Raw genomic sequence first — 18402 nt, 5'->3', positions numbered from 1 at the left:
CGCCGGCGCCGTCGACTACTGGCGCTCGAACTCAGGAACAACCGCCATCACCCTCCCCGGCAACGGACTCCCCGCAACCAACCCCACCAACACCCTCATCCCCCACATCCCACGAAAACGACGAACCCCAGACACCGACCCGCACCCGCAGACCACACCCCGACACCTCGAACCGAAAGCACCAACCGATGCAGATGACCCCGCACCGTTTTGACGTGCGCCGGCCCGAAGGGTAGGGCGTAGTCGCACTCCGATGTCGGGATCAGCAGGCGAAAGAGCCCCTGTGGCAGAACAACATTCCGACCACGGATCAGCAGTCACGAATGTGCGTGTAACGGCCTGCCCGACAACGCCATCATTGCTTCGCCGAGGGCTTCGTTCTGAGTCGGGTGCGCGTGCACGAACGCCCCGACCTCCGATGGCAGGGCTTCCCACGCCACAGCGAGCTGGGCTTCGCCGATAAGTTCCCCGGCGCGGTCACCAACGATATGGACTCCGACGACCGGGCCGTCGTCACGAGCGCGAACCACTTTGACGCCGCCTGCAGTCCCGAGAATGCGGCTCTTTCCGTTGCCACCCAAGTCGTACACCAGTGAGGTGGCACTGCCGTAACGAGATTCGGCGTCCTTCTCGGTCAGTCCGACGGATGCCACCTCCGGATGCGAATAGGTCACTCGGGGAATGCAATCGCCGTCGATCCTTGCGGGCGACTTACCAGCCATGTGCTCGGCAACGAACATGCCGTGCTGAAAACCACGGTGCGCCAACTGATACCCGGGGACGATGTCACCGACGGCGTAGATGCCTGGGACCGATGTCATCAAGTTGTCGTCGACCGTCACGAAGCCGCGATTTGTGCTCACACCGACCTCGGCCAGCCCGATGTCCTCGGTACGTGGACCACGACCGACGGCGACGAGCACGATGTCGGTGTTCACGGTCTCGCCAGTGGACAGCGTCACACTGGCCGAATCCGCCGATTCGTGAACGACTTCGACCTTGGTCCCGACACGAATATCCAAGCCGCGCTTGTCCAATGCACGCAGCATTTGCTTCGATGCCCAAGCATCCTCGCCGGGAAGGATGCGATCAAGGGCTTCGACGACGGTGACCTTCGCGCCGAACGATGCCCAGATGCTGCCGAATTCGACGCCGATGACGCCGCCGCCGAGGACGACTACCGATTTCGGCACACGTTCGAGGCTGAGTGCCTGCTCGCTGGTCATGACGCGGTCACCGACCTCGATGCCCGGGATCGTGCGTGGGTACGAACCGGTTGCGAGCACGACGGACTTGCCCGTGATGACCCGACCGTCGACATCGACGGAGTTCTCGTCGACGACTTGCCCCCTACCGCTGACGATCTCGATATTCGGCCGTCTCAGCAGGCCCTTCAAGCCGGTATGCAATGCATCGACCATGCTCCGCTGATACTTCACCGCAGCGGCCGCATCGACGCCACCCAGTGTGGCGGTCACACCGACGCGCTCGGCTCCGCGAACAGCGTCGGCCACCTCGGCCGTATGCAGTAGTGCTTTGGTGGGAATGCATCCGCGGTGCAGGCAGGTCCCACCCAGCTTGTCCTCCTCGACCAGCACGACCGACAGACCGAGTTGCTCGGCGCGGATGGCGCACGAGTACCCGCCGGGCCCGCCGCCGAGAATCACGATGTCCGCATCGATCATCGGACACCTCCCAACGCCAGAACCGGGTTCTCGATGTAATCGGCAACTGTGCGCAAGAAGCCGCCGGCAACGCCGCCGTCGCAGACACGGTGATCGAACGCGAGGGACACCTGGGCCACTTTCCGCGCGGTTACCTGACCGTCTACCACCCAGGGACGGTCGATGATGCGTCCGATACCCAGAATGGCGGCCTCGGGATGGTTGATGATCGCAGCGGAACCGTCGACGCCGAAGACGCCGTAATTGTTGAGGGTGAACGTGCCACCCGAAAGGCGAGCCGGAGGAATGGACCCAGTGCGCGCCATGTCGGTGGTTTCGGCGAGACGCTGGGCCAGCTCCCGAAGATCGGCCCGGTTGGCCTGCGACACCACCGGAACAATGAGGCCGCGGTCTGTCTGTGCCGCTATACCGAGGTGAATGTCCTCGAAGCGAAGAATCTCGCCCGCCGTAGTGTCGACGGTGCTGTTGAGCTCCGGATATTTCTGCAAGGCAATGATGGTCAGCTTGGCCAGGAGGGCGAGCAGCGACACCTTGACACCGTCTATCGACGAATCGAGGTCGCGGCGTGCCTGCAGCAGGGCGGTGGCGTCGACGTCGACCCATACCGTGGCCTCAGGGATCTCGGCTCGGCTGCGCGACAGCTTGTCCGCGATGACCTTTCGGATTCCGGTGAGCGGGATGCGGGTGATCCCATTCGTCGCGGCGACGGCGGTCGCTGCGGTTGGTCCCTCGAGCGCCCGTTCGACGTCCGCGCGGGTGATCACGCCGTGGCCGCCGGATGCGTCGATGCTCTCCAACGCGAGGCCGCCGTCCAGCGCGAGCTTGCGGACGATGGGGGAGAGGGCCTTCACGGCGTCCCCAGCAGTACGGGGCTTGTGCGCCGCGGGCACTGCGGCAACTGGGGCAACAGGGGCCACTGCAGGCAAAGGGGAAGCGGGGGCGGCCTGGGACCGAGCTCTGCGCCGACGCCCGGTGGGCCCGTGCCCGGTTCCGTACCCGATCAACACATTGCCCGATCCCGCACGCTCCTCCTCGCGGTACTGTTCGTGCGCCGAGCGCGTCGCCGAGATTGTGATCAACGCTTCGCCGACCGGCAGGACGGCACCTTCCTTCCCATGCAGTTCTGCAACGACTCCCTCGAACGGGCACGGCACCTCGACGGACGCCTTGGCGGTTTCGACCTCGACGACCACTTGGTCGATCGAGACGGCGTCGCCAACGGCGACCTTCCACTCGACGATGACCGCGTCGGTGAGGCCCTCGCCGAGATCGGGAAGTGTGAACACCTGCGCGGTCATGCCGATACCGCCTTGCTGAGATCGGGAGCGTCGTTCCACTGCAGCCGTTCGATGACATCGAGAACACGTTCGGCGGACGGTAGATGGAAGTGCTCGAGTTTGGGTGCGGGGTAGGGAATATCGAGTCCACTGACGCGCAGCACCGGAGCGTGCAGGTGATGGAAGCAACGTTCTTGCACCCGCGAGGCGATCTCGGCGCCGACGCCCGCGAACGATTGAGCTTCCTGCAGAACGACGCACCGACCTGTCTTGCGCACCGACAGACCGACGGTCTCGTCGTCGAAGGGGTTGAGCGAGCGTAGGTCCACCACCTCGACGCTGCGGCCGTCCTCCGCCGCGTATTCAGCTGCCTCGATGGCAACTGACACGGTGGGTCCGTAGGCGAGAAGAGTCACGCCCGTTCCCTCACGCCGCACGACCGCGGTGCCGATGGGTTCTGTTCGCGTCAGTTCGATGTCGGCCTTCGAGAAGTACAGCCGCTTGGGCTCGAGAAATACCACCGGGTCCGGGTCGGCAATGGCGTCGCGCATCATCGAGTACGCATCGGCGACTGTCGACGGTGACACGACCTTCAGGCCCGGCGTGTGCGCGTAGTAGGCCTCGCTGGAATCGCAGTGATGCTCGACGCCGCCGATACCGCCGGCGAACGGGATGCGAATGACCATCGGAGCAGTGAGCGAACCACGAGTCCTGTTCCGCAACTTCGCAACATGCGACACGATCTGCTCGAAAGCAGGGTAGGCGAACGCGTCGAACTGCATTTCCACGACGGGCTTGTAGCCGGACATTGCCATTCCGATTGCGAAACCGATGATCCCGGATTCGGCAAGTGGGGTGTCGAAGCATCGCTCTTCACCGAAGTCGCGCGTCAGGCCGTCGGTTACGCGAAACACACCGCCGAGAGCGCCGACATCCTCACCGAAGACAACGACCTTCTCGTCGTCGGTCAAAGCGTCACGCAGAGCGGCGTTGAGTGCGCCGGCCATGGTCATCGTGGTCATGTCAGTTCTCCTCGGCTGCGATCTCGGCAGCAACCTGGTCGCGCTGTTCGATCAAGTTCGGGGTGGGTTCGGAATAGACGAAGCGGAACAGGTCCTCCGGGTCGACTTGCCGTTCGACGTTCATGCCGGCACGCAGGGCCGCCGCGTCGGCGTCGGCGGCCTCGTTGAACCGAGAGCGCAACTCGTCGTTCAAGACTCCGCGGGATTCGAGGTAGGCGTCCAGGCGGACCAACGGATCGCGAGCGAGCCAGCCCTGAACCTCGTCGGCCTTGCGGTATCGAGTCGCATCGTCGGCGTTGGTATGTGCGTCCATCCGGTATGTGTGCGCCTCGACGACGACCGGGCCCCTCCCTGCCCGCACGTAGGCCACTGCCTCGTCCATGACCCCCATCATGGCGATCGGGTCGTTGCCGTCCACCTGCTCGCTACCGATGCCGTAGCCAACGCCCTTGTGAGACAGCGACGGTGCGGCCGATTGGCGCGCAAGAGGCACGCTGATGGCGAAGCCGTTGTTCTGCACGAGGAAGATGACCGGCGCCTTGAAGACGGCCGCGAAGTTGAGTGCCTCGTGGAAGTCGCCCTCACTGGTGGCGCCGTCGCCGCAGAACGCCAGCGCAATGGTGTCGCGTCCCTGCTTCTGCTCGGCAAAGGCGTAGCCGGTCGCATGCAGCAATTGTGTGGCCAACGGTGTGCATTGGGGCGCAACGCGATACTGGTTCGGGTCGTACCCGCAGTGCCAGTAGCCGGCGAGCATGCCCAGCAGTTCGACCTGGTCGACGCCGCGTGCCGCGAGAGCCATCGAGTCGCGGTACGTCGGGAACATCCAGTCCGACTCACCCAGACACATGGCTGCGGCGATCTGGCAGGCTTCCTGGCCACGAGCCGACGGATACACGGCGAGCCGACCCTGCTTGGTCAAAGCCGTTGCTTGCTGGTCGAATCGTCGACCACTCACCATGGTGCGGTACATCCGAAGCAGCCGATCGTCGGACGGCCTGGCATATCGCGCTGCGCTGTCGACCGCCCGGCCGTCGGCGGCGAGGTATTGAACGGGCATATCGGCGGGCATGAAGCGCTGATACGACGCGCCCGCGCTGGTGTCGATCGTCGTCATGGCGAACTCTCCTGATCAAAGACGTGTAGGAGCGATTGTTGCGCTGCTGAAGCCGTCTTGGGCCGAGCTACTGGTATCGAGAGACAAATGGCTAATATCGGTGTGAAATGACAGACGAAGCTCCACAAGGAGTGCAACCAATGCGGAGGGGCGTGGACGGATGGCTGAAACGCCGACGCGGATAGAACTGGACGATGTGGATCGCGCAATCCTTCGTGAGCTGACCACTGATGGAAGGATGTCGATGCGCGTATTGGCCGATCGCGTGCACATCTCGCGGGCCCACGCTTACACGCGAGTGGAACGTCTGCAGGAAGCAGGAGTGATCGAGCACTTCACGGTGCAGGTCGATCACACGGCGTCCGGGCTGACGACCTCGGCGTTCATCGCTCTGTCGATACGGCAGGATTCGTGGCGCGCGGTGGCCGGGAAGCTGAAGCAGATGCCCTTCGTCGAACATTTCAGTCTGCTCGGCGGAGACTTCGACGTGCTCGTACTTGTCCGAGCCCCGGACAACGAGACGTTGCGGCACGTCGTGCTCGAGGGATTGCAGGGGGTCGACGGCGTTCGATCGACGCGCACGTGGCTGATCTTCGACGAAGCGCGGGGCGGATTGAATCAGCTCCTACCGTAGTGTCGTGAGTCACGCATACGACCGCTCATAGGACCCACGCGCACAACCCAAGGAGGTAGCAGTGACGGACGATCGGACCACCGGACAACTCTGGGCACTCGAGGGCGGGAGCCCGACGGTCGACGAGCAGGCGTGGGTGGCGCCGACGGCCACGCTGGTTGGTCGGGTGAACATCGCGGCGTCGGCGAGCATTTGGTACGGCGCAGTGCTGCGAGCCGAGTTCGAGGACATCGCCATCGGCGAGGGGAGCAACCTGCAGGACGGTGTTGCGGCACACGTGGATCCGGGCTTCCCGCTGACGGTGGGCAAGGATGTGAGCGTCGGCCACAACGCGGTGCTGCACGGCTGCACCGTCGGCGACGGCAGCCTGGTGGGGATGGGCGCGATCGTCATGAACGGGGCCGTCATCGGTGAGGGCAGCCTCGTCGCCGCAGGAGCGCTTGTACTCGAGGGCACCCAGGTTCCGCCGCGTTCACTGGTGGCAGGCGTGCCGGCGAAAGTGCGTCGCGAGCTCACCGACGACGAAGTGAACCACAATGGACTGAACTCGGCGGTCTACCGCGAGCTGGCCAAGCAGCACCGAGCCGCGCGTTCCGTGTAGGCGCTGCGCACCCGTGTAGGCGCTGCGCACCCGTGTGTGAAAAGTGCTGTTCCAACGACACTTTCCGCGCACGGGCGCGGAGCGCAACTCGCGGAGCCGCATCACACGTTCAAGCGCGAATGATGTCGGGAATAGGTGAAGTACACGACTGTGGTCAGGCCGAGCCATACGACGAACAACACCCAGGTTTCCCAGTGCAGCGTCGAGATCAGGTAGAGGCACGCCACAATCGACAGGATCGGCAGCACGGGATACAGCGGAACCCGGAAGCCACGTTCGAGATTCGGCTCGCGGCGACGCAGGATGATCACGCCCGCTGACACCACGCTGAAGGCGACGAGGGTGCCCATGCTGACCAGGTCGGCCAAGAAATCGAGCGGGAGAAGTCCTGCCATCAGGCCGACGACGACGGCGACGATGATGGTGTTGGGAATGGGGCTCAGAGTTTTGGGGCTGACGTCGGAGAAGATTTCCGGAATCATTCCGTCCCGACTCATCGCGAACAGCACGCGCGTCTGGCCGTAGAGCGTTACCAGGGTGACAGAGAAGATCGATACGACAGCGCCCGCGGACAGTACGATCGACGGCCAGTCCGAGCCGGTGACGCTCTGCAGGATCTCGGCCAAACCGGCTTCTTGGCCGTCGAACTCGGTGTACTTCTGGGCGCCGATCGCCGCGAGCGTGACCGTCAGATAGATGACCGTGACGATGATCAGAGCAGAGATCAGCGCGATGGGCAGTGTCCTTCTCGGGTTCTCGACTTCCTCGCCTGCCGTCGACACGGCATCGAGTCCGATGAAGGTGAAGAAGATCATTCCCGACGCGGCGCCGATGCCCGCGACACCGAACGGTGCGAAGGGTTCGAGGTTGGAGATGTCGAAACCGAAGAATGCGACGACGGCGAACATGGCCAGTACTCCGACCTTGATGACCACCATGATGGCGTTGACGCGTGCCGATTCACTTGTTCCGCGAATGAGTAGCAGAGCGCACATAGCTACGAGAACGATTGCAGGAAAGTTGATTCCGAAGCCGAGACCGTCGCCGGGCGCGTGGCTCAACACGTCGGGAATCTGAAAGCCGAACAGTCGATTCAAAAGATCGTTCAGGTACTGGCTCCAGAGCACCGATACAGCCGCCGTCGACACGCCGTACTCGAGAATCAGACATGCTCCGACGAGCAATGCCACGAACTCACCGAGAATGGTGTACGCATAGGTATAGGTCGAGCCGGAAGCCGGGATGCTGGAGGCTAATTCGGCGTAACACAGGGCGGTCAGACCAGCCGTAATCGCAGCCAGAATGAACGAGAAGATCACGGCAGGCCCTGCCAGCGGCACCGCGTTGCTGAAGATGAAGAAGATGCCGGTGCCGACGGTGGAACCGACGCCGATGCACGTGAGTTGGAACGTGTTCATGCTCCGCTTCAGTTGCGTACCGCCACTCTCGGATTCGAGTGCTGCGATGTCGCCGATCGGCTTGCGCCTCAGCAAAGAGCTCACTGTTCCTCCATCGTGGTGACTTTTCCGTGCAGGGAACTACCTCGGGGTACCACGACCGTCGGTACCGGTGCGTGCCTGATGATCTTGGACGCCGACGACCCGAGGAAGACCCGGGCGATGGGTCCGAGTCGGGACGAGCCGACCACCAGCAGGTCCGCACCCGTGAACGGAATCGAATGTACAGCGGCAGGCCACCCGTTCCCGACGCCAACAGCGCTCTCCGTGCGGAGATGGGGATGCGACACCGCGAGCGTCGCGAGGGCGCCGGTGAGAATGCCGTTGGCCTGCTCTGTCCATCGAGTGCTGACGACATCCTCGGCGCGGTAGCCGGCCAGGGGCGGGAACGTCGTCGACGAACGTGGAGCGAACGCGACGAGACGCAACGGAACCGACCATGCGGCTGCAAGTGTCGTCGCCGTCGACAATGCGTCGTCGGACTGCGACGTGCCGACGTACGCGCAGGTGATGCGTTCGATGGGTGCCACGGCGTTCCGCGTCCCGACGGGTGCCAGCGCAAGCGGCACCGCAGAGGAGTGCAGCAACGAATCCGTCGTGCTCCCCGGCACGTGTCGGTCCTGCCGGCCGGGAGCAGAACCCAACACGATGATGTCGGCGTCGTACTGCTTGGCCGCCTCGCCGAGTCCCGCGCTCTCGGCGGTGTTGCTGACGTAGAAGGACGCCGGATCTCCGGTTCGCAGGCCCAGCCGACGCATCTCGGTTTCGGCCGCGCGCACCGCAGCGACCCCGTGTTCGGTGAGCCACCGCTGATATTCGGCGTCGACCTTGGCCATCGACGGCACCGGCCACGACTGCGGTAACACCGTGCAGGCCCGAGTGGTCACCTCGCCCGACGCCGCGAATCGGGCTGCGAGCGCCATCGCGTCGCGCCCGGAATCGTCGGGAAGCCATCCGACCAACGCATCGATACCGAACCCCATGAAGCCTCCGGTGAGCAGGCGGGCAAGATCAGCTCAGTATGGGTCCGGCGCACCTGTTGCACAACGATCGTGCCGTGATGGGTATGTCTCCGCTGGACTGTCAGCGCCGCGGACGCAGCATGGACGTCAGTACGTGCGCCTGCTCGAGCAGTAGTGTTCCGAGTTCGTGGTGACGCTCGGGACGAAACCGCGTTTCGACGCCGGTGAGGCTCAGGGCCCACGCCGGTGCGCCCGCCCTGTCGAATACGGCCGCGCCGATCCCCCAGCTGCCCTCGACGAGCAGTGCCGGGTTGACGGCGTAGCCGGTCTCCCTGGTCGACGCGATGCGGGCGCGGATGGAATCGGCCGTATGGCCGGGCCCCCAGTCGATCCGAAGGTCCGCTCGCGCCAGGTACTCGTCGACCTCACGGTCGGGCAGGTGCGCGAGGATGGCGAGCCCGGCAGACGCAACTCCCAGCGGAAGCCGGATGCCCTCGTACAAGACGTGCGAGCGGAGTGGGAAGCTCCCGTCCTCACGGAGCAGACACACGGTCTCGTCGCCGCGTCGCGTCGAGAGGAACGCGCTTTCGCCGCTCGCGGCTGCCAAGGCGTGGACGATTCGGCGCGCGGGTGCGGTGATGTCGTAGCGACTCGCGGCGGCCGAGCCGAGCAGATACATCTCGGGCCCGAGCGTCCACCGGCCGGTCGACGGGTCGCGATCGACGAATCCTTCTTCGGCGAGTGACGTCAGGAGGCGGTGAGCGGTGGGCCGGGCAAGACCGGTGGTGCGAGCGAGTTCCGTGGTCGACCCACCCGCAGGTTCACTGCTTCCGACCGCGCGGAGCAACGCGGTGGTGCGTGCGACGACATTCGGTGGCATGAGCCGACCGTACCAAGCGTCCACTCAGCGGACACAACTTTTCGGGTTCGTCCACCCGACGACCGATTTTCAGTCGATTCGGGCCGGACCGTCGCGTGCGAGCGCGTCTGCCCGTCTACTGGGAACCAAACAGAACGCGTTTGCTCTGTGAACATGCGAGGAGAGATGACATGGCAGGAAAGGTCTACGAGTCGGCGGTGTCCGCCGTAGCGGACATCGGCAACGGTGCGAAGATCGCAGTCGGAGGCTTTGGATTGTGCGGCATCCCGGATGCACTGATCGAGGCGATCGCCCAGACGGACGCCACCGACCTCGAGGTGTTCTCCAACAACTGCGGCGTCGACGATCACGGACTGGGCATCCTGCTGGCCATCGGCCGGATTCGTCGCGTCACCGCGTCGTATGTGGGAGAGAACAAGGAATTCGCGCGGCAGTACCTTGCCGGTGAACTGGAAGTCGAATTGACTCCGCAGGGAACGCTCGCCGAGCGGCTTCGCGCCGGCGGAACCGGAATTCCGGCCTTCTTCACCCCGGCCGGCGTCGGGAGCCCCATCGCCGACGGCGGGATGCCGTGGCGCTACAACGTCGACGGGACGATCGCGTTGGCGTCGCCGCCGAAGGAAACCCGCGTCTTCGGATCGAAGCGGTACGTGCTCGAAGAGGCGATCAATGCCGACTACGCCCTGGTCCACGCCGAGCTCGGCGATACCGAGGGCAATCTCGTGTTCGACAAGACGGCAATGAACTTCAACCCGCTCGCCGCGATGGCAGGGCGGGTGACCGTCGCCCAGGTCGAGCGGCTGGTGGAACCGGGCGAGATCGACCCCGCCGCAGTGCACCTGCCGGGAGTGTTCGTTCAGCGGATCGTGCACACCGGACCACAAAACAAGCGCATCGAAAAGCGCACCGTCAGCGCAGGAGGACGAGCATGAGCTGGACCCGCGAACAGATGGCCGAACGCGCGGCCGTCGAAATGGTCGACGGCGAGTACGTCAACCTCGGAATCGGGCTGCCGACACTGATTCCCGGCTACCTCGACCCCGCAATCAAGGTGGTACTCCACTCGGAGAACGGCATCCTCGGCACCGGGCCGTATCCCACCGAGGACAAGATCGACGCCAACCTCATCAACGCGGGCAAGGAAACCGTCACCGTCAATCCCGGTGCCGCATACTTCGATTCGTCGCTCTCGTTCGGGATGATCCGCGGCGGACATATCGACACCGCGGTGCTCGGTGGAATGCAGGTCTCCCGTACCGGCGATCTCGCCAACTGGATGGTGCCGGGCAAGATGGTCAAGGGCATGGGCGGGGCCATGGACCTCGTCCACGGGGCGCGCAGGGTCATCGTCGTCATGGAACACACCGACCGCGACGGCAACCCGAAAATCCTCGACACCTGCACGCTGCCACTGACCGGCCAAGGCGTCGTCGACCGCATCATCACCGACCTGGCCGTCATCGACGTCGTCGGCGACGGATCGCTGGCCCTCGTCGAACTCGCACCGGATGTCACACGCGAACAGGTCGAGAAGGCAACCGGGGCTACCCTGACATGATAATTGCGGCTCCGCCGCAGGCCTGGCATGAACGAATGCGGCTCCGCCACAGGAAAGGCGGAGCCGGATCGGTCGTAGTCGAGTGTCAGGCGTCCTTGACGGTATCGCGAGCCTGCATGGCCTGGCCGCGCACGTCGTCCGCGGCACCCGAGCCCTCCTTGACAGTTTGCGCTGCATCGGTAGCCGTGTCCTTGACCGCCTGCGCCGCCTGCTGCGCCGGCTCGGACGGGTTTTGGGCAACGCCCTTTGCCGCGTCGCAGGCGAATCGACGTCCGCGCTGAGGTTGCGACGTGTCCGCTCGATATCGGCGCGGATCTGATCGGGATCTGAACTCGGAGTGGTCATCCTCTCTCCTGGGGGTGCAGGGTCAGTGCGTCGGGAATGTTTTGGACGGTTTCCGTGGTGCGCGGCAGTCCTTCCGCCTTGACCAGGGCCAACTCCTGCTGCATCAGTAGCGAGACATCTTCGCCTACAGCAAACAGCAACTCGCCGATGGGGCCGGCCGCTGAGGTGGGCGACGCGAAGGGGGAGGAAGCCCCGGGGGCGACGTCGGGCGAAGCTCGTGACCACGTCCAGCACGTGACCGGCTCGCGATCGTCGAGCCATGAGGCGATCGATCCTGTGCGCTCAGCGGCCTGGCGAACCAGATCGTTTGCGACACCTTGATTTTCGGAAACGTGCGCCATGGAATCCAGCTCGTCACCGAGGGCTCGCAACCTGGATACGGCTCGTTTCTGCTGTGTCGCAGCCTGATCCGTCAGTTCACCGCAGGTCTGGTGCAGCAGGTCCTCTGCTTGGCTCTTTACTTCGCAGGCGACTGCTGGGCCTGGTCCTGTGTAACGCCTGCAACGTGCTTGCCCGCATCTGCCGCGCCACCGGCCTGCTGTTTGGCGACGTCAGGTGCGGAATCGTTGGATTCGTACCCCGAGGTCGGTTCGAACGCGCCGGAGGGTGGGGGTGGGGTCGAATACCCCTGGACCGGCAGTACTTCGCCGAATTCCGGATCGACGTTGTCGGGCGGAAACGGATTCGATTGAGTCACGTCGATCCCAACTGTTGTGAGGTTCGGACGTACTTACGTCGAATCGCAGCCATGCAAATCGATGCGACTCGCCTTCCTCGGCTGCGATCATCCGTGGATAGCCGGACCCGCTGCGACCAAACCTGCGGAACCTAAAAATACTGGCGGTTTGGTCTCGGCCCCACTCGGCCATACAGACGGCATGCTTCAGCACAGTCACGACGGACCCGACCCAGACCATCTGCGACCCGAAGGCGTCGACGACGACACGATCGCCGCAGTCGGAAAAGTCTCCGAAGCGCTCGAGTGCGTCGAGCGAGCCCGCGGACACCTGTACGAACTGCATCAGCTCATCGGGCACGCCGATCTGATGCTCGACGAAGCCGTCGAGGGCCTTCGATCCAGCGGACACACCGAGCACGCCGAGCGGCTGGAGAAAGAGTTGCTCGGACGCAACGTCATCGCGGGACGGTGGACCTTCCAGATCGTCGAAGATTTCGACGACAACTACTGGTCTGTTTTCCGAGACGAGGACCGACGCATCCGCGAGGCGCTGCAAGACGGGAAGCGTCACGTCTTCGAGTCCGAAATGAAGGAACGTCGCCGCACACACGGACAGCCCGGCCACGATTCACGGCCATGATCTCGCCTCGCTCATATTTGCCGCCTCGGCCTGGCTAGGGTGGAGAAATGTTCGTAAACTCCGCCACCACATTCGTCGCGGACGCGCTCCGCGGCCTCGTCGCCTCCACCGAGGACATCGCCTGGCATGACGACCCCGGCTTCCTGACCCGGCGCGAGCCGCTGAAGTCGGGGCAGGTCGCTGTGCTTTCCGGCGGCGGTTCCGGGCACGAACCCATGCACGCCGGTTTCATCGGTGAGGGAATGCTGGCAGGTGTATGCCCCGGGCTGGTGTTCACCTCGCCCAACGCGCTGCAGGTGCACGAGGCGTCGAAGGCAGTCAGCGTGGGCGGCGGTGTGTTGCACATCGTGAAGAACTACACGGGCGACGTGATGAATTTCGGCATCGCACGAGAGTTGTTGCAGGAAAACAGCATCGAATCGGATTTTGTGTTGGTCGACGACGATGTGGCCACCGAGCACGCCGACGACGACGGTCCAGGCCGACGCGGAACCGCAGCGACGGTCATCGTCGAAAAGATCTGTGGCGCAGCGGCGCAACGCGGTGATTCACTGGGCGCCGTCGCCGCGCTCGGTCGTCGGGTCGTGTCGAACGCGCGCAGCATGGCGGTCGCACTACACCCGTGCACGCTGCCGGGATCCGACGAGCCGTCCTTCGATCTGCCCGAGGGCGAAATCGAACTCGGAATCGGCATTCACGGTGAGCGCGGCACCGAGCGTGTTCCCACGATGCCGGCGCAGGAAGTCGTGGCGGCGTTGACGCAGCCGGTGATCGACTCGCTCGGGCTCCAGCGCGGCGAATCGATCATCGCGTTCGTCAACGGCCTCGGCGCTACACATCCGATGGAACTACACCTGCTGTACGGCGAACTCGCAGAGTATCTGTCGGACAAGGGTATCGAGATTGCACGAGCGTTGGTCGGAACTTTTGTAACGGCATTGAACATGGGCGGCGCATCGATCACCCTCGTGCGCGTCGACGACGAGATACTCCGGTTGTGGGACGCGCCGACGGACGCACCGGCTTGGCCGAATGCGCATGCTTCTGGTCCGTCGACGGTCGGCGAACGCAGCGGATTCGGGCCGATCTTCACGCCGAGCGAAACCGACAGCGAACGCGACGCCGCGGTGTCGTCCTGGATCGCGTCGTGGACCGAGCGGGTGCTGGCCGAAGAGCCGGCGTTGACCGACCTCGACCGGCGAGCCGGCGATGGCGATTTCGGCGCCAACATGGTGTCGGCCCTGAGCCGGATCGATGTGGCGGCCGTCCGTGACACCTACTCTGCGCACACTGTCTTCGAAGCCGTGTCCGAGGCATATCTGGGGCATGCGGGCGGTACCTCCGGCGCACTGTTCGGACTGTGGTTCCGGCAGTTCTACCGAGAAGTGAACTCGATGGACCTAGGGTCGATCACCGCGGCGGCGCGAAGCGGACTCGACGGCATCACTGCACTCGGCGGCGCCCGCGTGGGCGACAAGACGATGGTCGACGCCATCGCTCCTGCAGTCGAGGCCCTGGAGAGCGCACAGGAGAGCGCATCCGAAGTTGTCGGTGGCCTTCGCGCCGCGGCAGATGCAGCAGCGGAAGGCGCCCGCTCGACCGAACAGTTGACGGCGAACCGAGGCCGCGCGTCCTACGTCGGTGACGCCGCGCGAGGCGTCATGGACCCCGGCGCACTCGTCATGGCCTGGTTCTTCGAAGCCGCTGCCGAGGCTGCCCAGTCAGGCGGTACGGCTCAGTCAGGCGGTGCGGCGCAGTGATTGCAGGAACACCGCGGCGATAGCTTCCAACCCGGCCTGATCGTCGGCGTCGAAGCGATCGGGCACGGGGGAGTCGAGGTCGAAGACGCCGATGAGGGTGTCGCCGTCGTACAGCGGAACGACGACCTCGGAGCGCGTGGCGGAATCACACGCGATGTGACCCGGGAACGCGTGCACGTCGGCAACGCGCTGAGTCCTTCGCGTGGCTGCCGCAGCCCCGCAGACACCCTTGTCCAGGGCGATTCGCACGCATGCAGGCATGCCCTGGAACGGCCCGACCACGAGTTCGGTTCCGTCGAACAGGTAGAAGCCAACCCAGTTGACGTCGGGGAGTGCGGAGAAGACGAGCGCCGAGATGTTGGCGGCGTTCGCCACCAGATCGGATTCGCCGTCGACCAATGCTGCCGCCTGCTGGGTCAGCTGCCGGTACTGCTGCGACTGCGAGCCCGTGGGCGTGGTTGCGGTGAACGACATGTCGGCGAGTCTATTTGTCGATGCCGTTCAGTTTTTCGTGCGCGTAGCCGGGTAGCGAACCAACCACCCCAGCGCACCAGAAGTACTGTCAGTGCGATGTGACGGCGCCGAGTCACTGCGTCGATCACGTCAAGGCTCGAACAACCTTGTCGGCAGCATCGCCGATCGGCTCGTGCTCCCAGATGCGCACCACACTCCAACCGGCCTCGGTGAGCTTGGCGTCGGTATCGCGATCACGGGCGACGTTGCCCGCCAACTTCTCAGCCCACCACTGTGCATTGTTCCGCGGCTTCGTCGCGTGAACCGGGCAGCTGTGCCAGAAACATCCGTCCACGTACACCGCCAATTTGCGACGCGGAAACACCACGTCGGCCCGGCGCCTCAATCCCTTCAGAGGAGCCCTGTCGACGAAGTAGCGCAGCCCGCGCCGATGCAGCTCACGACGCAGCGCCACCTCGGGCTTGGTGTCGCGCCTACGCTGCTTGCTCAGCCGCGCACTCGTCGCGGCATCGGTGATCGGCCTGGCCACACCGTCAAGCTACCCGCATCGCGCAGCGCGCAGTTTTAGACGTCTTCGCTGTCTTCGGGTTCGGACCAGGTCGGAGCGAACTTGTTGCGGCGTTCCACCTCGCCGTGAACGATCGCGACGAACTCCTCGAACGACAGGGTCTGCTGCTCACTCGGTCGACCATTGCGCGGGGGCGATTCGTCGACGTCGAAGAAACGCACTTCACCGTCCGCGTCGTACAACCCGATGAACACCTTCTCGAACAGGTCGTACCGGGTGTCCTCGGCGCCGAGATCGACCCACATCTTGCTGCTGCCGCCGAAGACCGCGCGCTTACCGCGCCCCGATCGCTTCGACAGCGTCGTCACATGATGCGCGAACGACGACTTGCCGATATCGCTCGCCTTCGACGGATCACCGTCGTCGCACGTGGCAAACGGGGTGAACAACACGGCCACCAACACGCTGTACGGCTGACGCTGATGCAGCACCATGGCCTCACCGCGAAGCTCGTGATCGTTGCGCACGATGTTCTTGGTCCAGCGGCCGAATTTGCCTGTGCGCGGGCTGTAATCGCGAAAGCTGTACGTCTTGATCGACACGCACAGGATGAGGCCGAGCGTCGGATCGAGTGCTTTGACGTCCAGCCGTTTCCGGCCCTTCGCGACGTCGACCTGCGCTTCCTGCCCGAAGCCCATCGCGTCGGGCGTGATGCCCGGATAGTGCGGCCGTAGAGCATCGGCCACCGTCTGAGCCAAATGGTTGGACAACCGCTGCGCATAGTTCTTCTTGTCGCTGCGGTCGGCGTCGGGAGCTGGTTTCGCACCGGCCAACAGCAGTGGCCGAGCTAACGCGGGCGGATCCGGGAACAGCTGATCGGTCATGCGGCCGGTGCCGTCCGCGACTTCGGAGTGGGGTGCCCGCCCATGCGGTCGAGGTGGGATTCGACATCGTCGAGGAATCCGGGTACGAAACGCAGGTTGCCCATCCGCGCACGCTTGAGGAAACCGGCGGTGGCGCGAGCCGACAGTAACCGCGAATCGTCGAGGAAATCGCTGAGGTTCTCGTATGGTTCGTGCACCGGCCACGTCGAACGATGCACGCGAAATACTCGGCCGTTGCTTCCCCACGCGGCAGTAGGCCACGCCTGACCCGGAACCAACTCGACATCGTCGGACGCATCGTGCACCTGCGGACGTTCGAGCTGCGACGCCACCCAGGACGCCATCCGCACGCTGACCGCATTACCGACGAGCTTCCACCGATGCCCGGCCCGGACGCCCGACAGCGACAAGGCCGGAGCCGTCCAATCTGGATCGAAGCCCTGCAACCGCTCGGCGCCGACGATGCCCGGCGTCACGATCTCCCCGGACGGCAGACGGACCGCGGGGGGACTGGCAATGCCGATGGACGACCCGCCCTTGAGCGTCGGCACCGCATTGACCGCCCACCCGAGACCGCGCGTGCCCTCGGTCCAGTAGAAGCCGCACGGCTGCTCCGTCGGGTCGCCCTCGGGAAGGGGGCCGGCGTCCGACGAGAACAGCACCTCACGCGGATCCTCGGTGCGCGACGCCAGCATGAGCACGCGCTGGCGCCGCTGGGGCAGACCGAACGAGCGAGCGTCGACAACGCGGTACGCCCACATGTACCCGAGGTCGGACAGCGCATCGGTGATGTGCCGCATGGCAGCGCCGCGACCGAGCTGGAGCATGAACGGAACGTTTTCGATGAGCAGCCACCGCGGACCGTTGCGCCGCTTGACCAGCCGGAAGACCTCGTCGACCAGACCGGAACGAGCGCCCGTGATACCCGCGGTCTGCCCGGCTTGAGAAAGATCCTGGCAAGGAAACCCGGCGGCAACGAGCTCGGTGTTCGACGGCAACGCCCGCAGCTTGGTGACATCGGTGTGCAGCGGTACATCCGGAAAACGCTTCCCCAGAACCGCGCCCGCGCCGGGATCGATCTCGCACAGCAACTGCGTCGACCACCCCTGCTCCGAGAGCCCCAACTCGAGCCCGCCGATTCCGGCGAACAGCCCGACCATCGATCGCGAACTCACGGACACCCTTCTTCCAGGAAAAGAAAACTACTTCCAGAACGTTACTCGAGAACTCCGACAGGATCGGCCAACCCGACTCGGCGCGGCCCAGCGGGGTCCTTGACCCGAACCTATGTCGAGGTTCCACGATGGAATGCGTCGACCGAAAAATCGGTTGGCCGAAGGGTTGCCGGAGTGACACCATCGCATCGGTAGCAGTGAGGAGAATTACGTGTCCACGGGTGTGCTCGAACAACAGACGACAGCCCTGACCGCGCCGAACCCGCAAACGAAGCAACCCAGCTCGCTGCCTCGCTTCCTTCCGTTCTTGATGCCGTACAAATGGCATTTCGGGGCGTCGGTCGCTGTGTCGTTGATCGCGACGTTGACCGGTCTTGCTATTCCACTGGTGATGCAGGGCGTCATCGACGGGCCCATCACCGACGGGAATTTCGCGGGCGTCTGGTGGCCCGCCGCCCTCGTTCTGTTCCTCGGCACCGTCGACGCGTTGGGAATCTGGGTGCGTCGCTATCTGGTGTCCGCACCGTCGAGCCAGTTCGAGATTTCCGCCAGGGCAACGGTATTCGACAAGTTGCAACGCCTGTCGGTTTCGGCGCACGAAAGCTGGGAGTCGGGTCAGCTGCTCTCCCGCGCGATCGCCGACCTGTCGTCGCTGCGCAGATTCGTGGCCTTCGTCGGCCCGTTCATCATCGTCAACACGGTCACCATCGTCGTCGGCATCGGCGTCCTGGTCTACCAGTCGTGGGT

At 64.5% G+C, this 18402-nt stretch carries 20 protein-coding genes and 1 pseudogene; 8 read left to right on the top strand and 13 right to left on the bottom strand.

The window, feature by feature from the left end:
- Positions 1–214, top strand: a pseudogene (locus tag WBQ44_RS15315) (HNH endonuclease signature motif containing protein); the annotation flags it as partial.
- A 103-nt stretch (positions 215–317) separates the two neighbouring features.
- Here WBQ44_RS15315 and lpdA read toward each other — a convergent pair.
- The 4 genes from lpdA to pdhA are packed head-to-tail and all read right to left on the bottom strand — an operon-like array spanning position 318 to position 5098.
- A complete protein-coding gene (gene lpdA, locus WBQ44_RS15310) occupies positions 318–1685 on the bottom strand; it encodes a dihydrolipoyl dehydrogenase (protein WP_495567524.1) in 1368 nt (455 codons plus the stop codon).
- Entirely contained in the window at positions 1682–2983 is a 1302-nt protein-coding gene (locus WBQ44_RS15305; protein ID WP_495567523.1) for a dihydrolipoamide acetyltransferase family protein, read from the bottom strand. Before WBQ44_RS15305 ends, lpdA begins: the two co-directional genes overlap by 4 nt.
- Positions 2980–3984, bottom strand: coding sequence for an alpha-ketoacid dehydrogenase subunit beta (locus tag WBQ44_RS15300; RefSeq protein ID WP_495567522.1), 1005 nt, complete (start codon positions 3982–3984; stop codon positions 2980–2982). Before WBQ44_RS15300 ends, WBQ44_RS15305 begins: the two co-directional genes overlap by 4 nt.
- Before the next feature lies 1 nt (position 3985).
- Positions 3986–5098, bottom strand: a complete 1113-nt coding sequence (gene pdhA / locus WBQ44_RS15295) for a pyruvate dehydrogenase (acetyl-transferring) E1 component subunit alpha (protein ID WP_495567521.1) — start codon at positions 5096–5098, stop codon at positions 3986–3988.
- 160 nt (positions 5099–5258) lie between these two features.
- Here pdhA and WBQ44_RS15290 point away from each other — a divergent pair, with 160 nt between their 5' ends.
- Both WBQ44_RS15290 and WBQ44_RS15285 read left to right on the top strand, forming a co-directional pair.
- Positions 5259–5732 (top strand): Lrp/AsnC family transcriptional regulator, encoded by a 474-nt coding sequence (locus WBQ44_RS15290; RefSeq protein WP_495567520.1) that lies wholly within the window; start codon positions 5259–5261, stop codon positions 5730–5732.
- 61 nt (positions 5733–5793) lie between these two features.
- Positions 5794–6333 (top strand): gamma carbonic anhydrase family protein, encoded by a 540-nt coding sequence (locus tag WBQ44_RS15285; protein WP_495567519.1) that lies wholly within the window; start codon positions 5794–5796, stop codon positions 6331–6333.
- A gap of 101 nt (positions 6334–6434) precedes the next feature.
- On the opposite strand, the gene WBQ44_RS15280 is transcribed toward WBQ44_RS15285, so the two are convergent.
- The 3 genes from WBQ44_RS15280 to WBQ44_RS15270 form a co-directional block, all read right to left on the bottom strand.
- On the bottom strand, positions 6435–7826 hold the full coding sequence (locus tag WBQ44_RS15280; RefSeq protein ID WP_495567526.1) for an amino acid permease: 1392 nt from the start codon (positions 7824–7826) through the stop codon (positions 6435–6437).
- Positions 7827–7831: 5 nt separating this feature from the next.
- On the bottom strand, positions 7832–8773 hold the full coding sequence (locus WBQ44_RS15275) for a universal stress protein (protein ID WP_495567518.1): 942 nt from the start codon (positions 8771–8773) through the stop codon (positions 7832–7834).
- 100 nt (positions 8774–8873) lie between these two features.
- Complete coding sequence (locus WBQ44_RS15270) at positions 8874–9632, bottom strand: IclR family transcriptional regulator (protein ID WP_495567517.1); 759 nt, start codon at positions 9630–9632, stop codon at positions 8874–8876.
- A gap of 170 nt (positions 9633–9802) precedes the next feature.
- Between WBQ44_RS15270 and WBQ44_RS15265 the strand changes: the two genes are divergently transcribed.
- Positions 9803–10564, top strand: a complete 762-nt coding sequence (locus WBQ44_RS15265; RefSeq protein WP_495567516.1) for a CoA transferase subunit A — start codon at positions 9803–9805, stop codon at positions 10562–10564.
- On the top strand, positions 10561–11190 hold the full coding sequence (locus WBQ44_RS15260) for a 3-oxoacid CoA-transferase subunit B (protein WP_495567515.1): 630 nt from the start codon (positions 10561–10563) through the stop codon (positions 11188–11190). Before WBQ44_RS15265 ends, WBQ44_RS15260 begins: the two co-directional genes overlap by 4 nt.
- A gap of 341 nt (positions 11191–11531) precedes the next feature.
- Here WBQ44_RS15260 and WBQ44_RS15255 read toward each other — a convergent pair whose 3' ends face one another.
- On the bottom strand, positions 11532–11876 hold the full coding sequence (locus WBQ44_RS15255) for a hypothetical protein (RefSeq protein WP_495567514.1): 345 nt from the start codon (positions 11874–11876) through the stop codon (positions 11532–11534).
- A 116-nt stretch (positions 11877–11992) separates the two neighbouring features.
- A complete protein-coding gene (locus tag WBQ44_RS15250; RefSeq protein WP_495567513.1) occupies positions 11993–12232 on the bottom strand; it encodes a hypothetical protein in 240 nt (79 codons plus the stop codon).
- Positions 12233–12413: 181 nt separating this feature from the next.
- Here WBQ44_RS15250 and WBQ44_RS15245 point away from each other — a divergent pair, with 181 nt between their 5' ends.
- Positions 12414–12854 carry a hypothetical protein gene (locus WBQ44_RS15245; RefSeq protein WP_495567512.1) on the top strand — a complete coding sequence of 147 codons (441 nt, stop codon included), beginning with the start codon at positions 12414–12416 and terminating at the stop codon, positions 12852–12854.
- 47 nt (positions 12855–12901) lie between these two features.
- The gene (locus WBQ44_RS15240) at positions 12902–14614 is read left to right on the top strand and encodes a dihydroxyacetone kinase family protein (protein WP_495567511.1); all 1713 of its coding nucleotides are present in this window, start codon (positions 12902–12904) and stop codon (positions 14612–14614) included.
- On the opposite strand, the gene WBQ44_RS15235 is transcribed toward WBQ44_RS15240, so the two are convergent.
- From WBQ44_RS15235 to WBQ44_RS15220, 4 genes are all read right to left on the bottom strand, one after another.
- Complete coding sequence (locus WBQ44_RS15235; protein WP_495567510.1) at positions 14594–15088, bottom strand: GAF domain-containing protein; 495 nt, start codon at positions 15086–15088, stop codon at positions 14594–14596. The two genes, WBQ44_RS15240 and WBQ44_RS15235, sit on opposite strands and share 21 nt — an antisense overlap.
- 124 nt (positions 15089–15212) lie before the next feature.
- Positions 15213–15617, bottom strand: coding sequence for a very short patch repair endonuclease (locus tag WBQ44_RS15230; RefSeq protein WP_495567509.1), 405 nt, complete (start codon positions 15615–15617; stop codon positions 15213–15215).
- Positions 15618–15652: 35 nt separating this feature from the next.
- Complete coding sequence (locus WBQ44_RS15225; RefSeq protein WP_495567508.1) at positions 15653–16480, bottom strand: hypothetical protein; 828 nt, start codon at positions 16478–16480, stop codon at positions 15653–15655.
- Positions 16477–17640: a DNA cytosine methyltransferase gene (locus WBQ44_RS15220; RefSeq protein WP_495567525.1), complete on the bottom strand. Its 1164-nt coding sequence runs from the start codon at positions 17638–17640 to the stop codon at positions 16477–16479. The genes WBQ44_RS15225 and WBQ44_RS15220 overlap by 4 nt, the downstream gene beginning before the upstream one ends.
- Before the next feature lie 226 nt (positions 17641–17866).
- On the opposite strand from WBQ44_RS15220, the gene WBQ44_RS15215 reads away from it, so the two are divergent.
- Positions 17867–18402 (top strand): ABC transporter transmembrane domain-containing protein (locus WBQ44_RS15215; protein ID WP_495567507.1); only part of this gene is annotated, 536 nt, incomplete at its 3' end.

The sequence above is a fragment of the Rhodococcus sp. (in: high G+C Gram-positive bacteria) genome, from assembly GCF_049591685.1.
GTDB lineage: Bacteria > Actinomycetota > Actinomycetes > Mycobacteriales > Mycobacteriaceae > Rhodococcoides.
This window is presented reverse-complemented; position numbering and strand designations above follow the sequence as displayed.

Excerpts from the sequence above, each read along its gene's own strand:
- lpdA (WP_495567524.1), bottom strand. The coding sequence starts at position 1,685 with ATGATCGATGCGGACATCGTGATTCTCGGCGGCGGGCCCGGCGGGTAC.
- WBQ44_RS15305 (WP_495567523.1), bottom strand. The coding sequence starts at position 2,983 with ATGACCGCGCAGGTGTTCACACTTCCCGATCTCGGCGAGGGCCTCACC.
- WBQ44_RS15300 (WP_495567522.1), bottom strand. The coding sequence starts at position 3,984 with ATGACCACGATGACCATGGCCGGCGCACTCAACGCCGCTCTGCGTGAC.
- pdhA (WP_495567521.1), bottom strand. The coding sequence starts at position 5,098 with ATGACGACGATCGACACCAGCGCGGGCGCGTCGTATCAGCGCTTCATG.
- WBQ44_RS15290 (WP_495567520.1), top strand. The coding sequence starts at position 5,259 with ATGGCTGAAACGCCGACGCGGATAGAACTGGACGATGTGGATCGCGCA.
- WBQ44_RS15275 (WP_495567518.1), bottom strand. The coding sequence starts at position 8,773 with ATGGGGTTCGGTATCGATGCGTTGGTCGGATGGCTTCCCGACGATTCC.
- WBQ44_RS15270 (WP_495567517.1), bottom strand. The coding sequence starts at position 9,632 with ATGCCACCGAATGTCGTCGCACGCACCACCGCGTTGCTCCGCGCGGTC.
- WBQ44_RS15265 (WP_495567516.1), top strand. The coding sequence starts at position 9,803 with ATGGCAGGAAAGGTCTACGAGTCGGCGGTGTCCGCCGTAGCGGACATC.
- WBQ44_RS15260 (WP_495567515.1), top strand. The coding sequence starts at position 10,561 with ATGAGCTGGACCCGCGAACAGATGGCCGAACGCGCGGCCGTCGAAATG.
- WBQ44_RS15255 (WP_495567514.1), bottom strand. The coding sequence starts at position 11,876 with ATGGCGCACGTTTCCGAAAATCAAGGTGTCGCAAACGATCTGGTTCGC.
- WBQ44_RS15245 (WP_495567512.1), top strand. The coding sequence starts at position 12,414 with ATGCTTCAGCACAGTCACGACGGACCCGACCCAGACCATCTGCGACCC.
- WBQ44_RS15240 (WP_495567511.1), top strand. The coding sequence starts at position 12,902 with ATGTTCGTAAACTCCGCCACCACATTCGTCGCGGACGCGCTCCGCGGC.
- WBQ44_RS15235 (WP_495567510.1), bottom strand. The coding sequence starts at position 15,088 with ATGTCGTTCACCGCAACCACGCCCACGGGCTCGCAGTCGCAGCAGTAC.
- WBQ44_RS15225 (WP_495567508.1), bottom strand. The coding sequence starts at position 16,480 with ATGACCGATCAGCTGTTCCCGGATCCGCCCGCGTTAGCTCGGCCACTG.
- WBQ44_RS15220 (WP_495567525.1), bottom strand. The coding sequence starts at position 17,640 with ATGGTCGGGCTGTTCGCCGGAATCGGCGGGCTCGAGTTGGGGCTCTCG.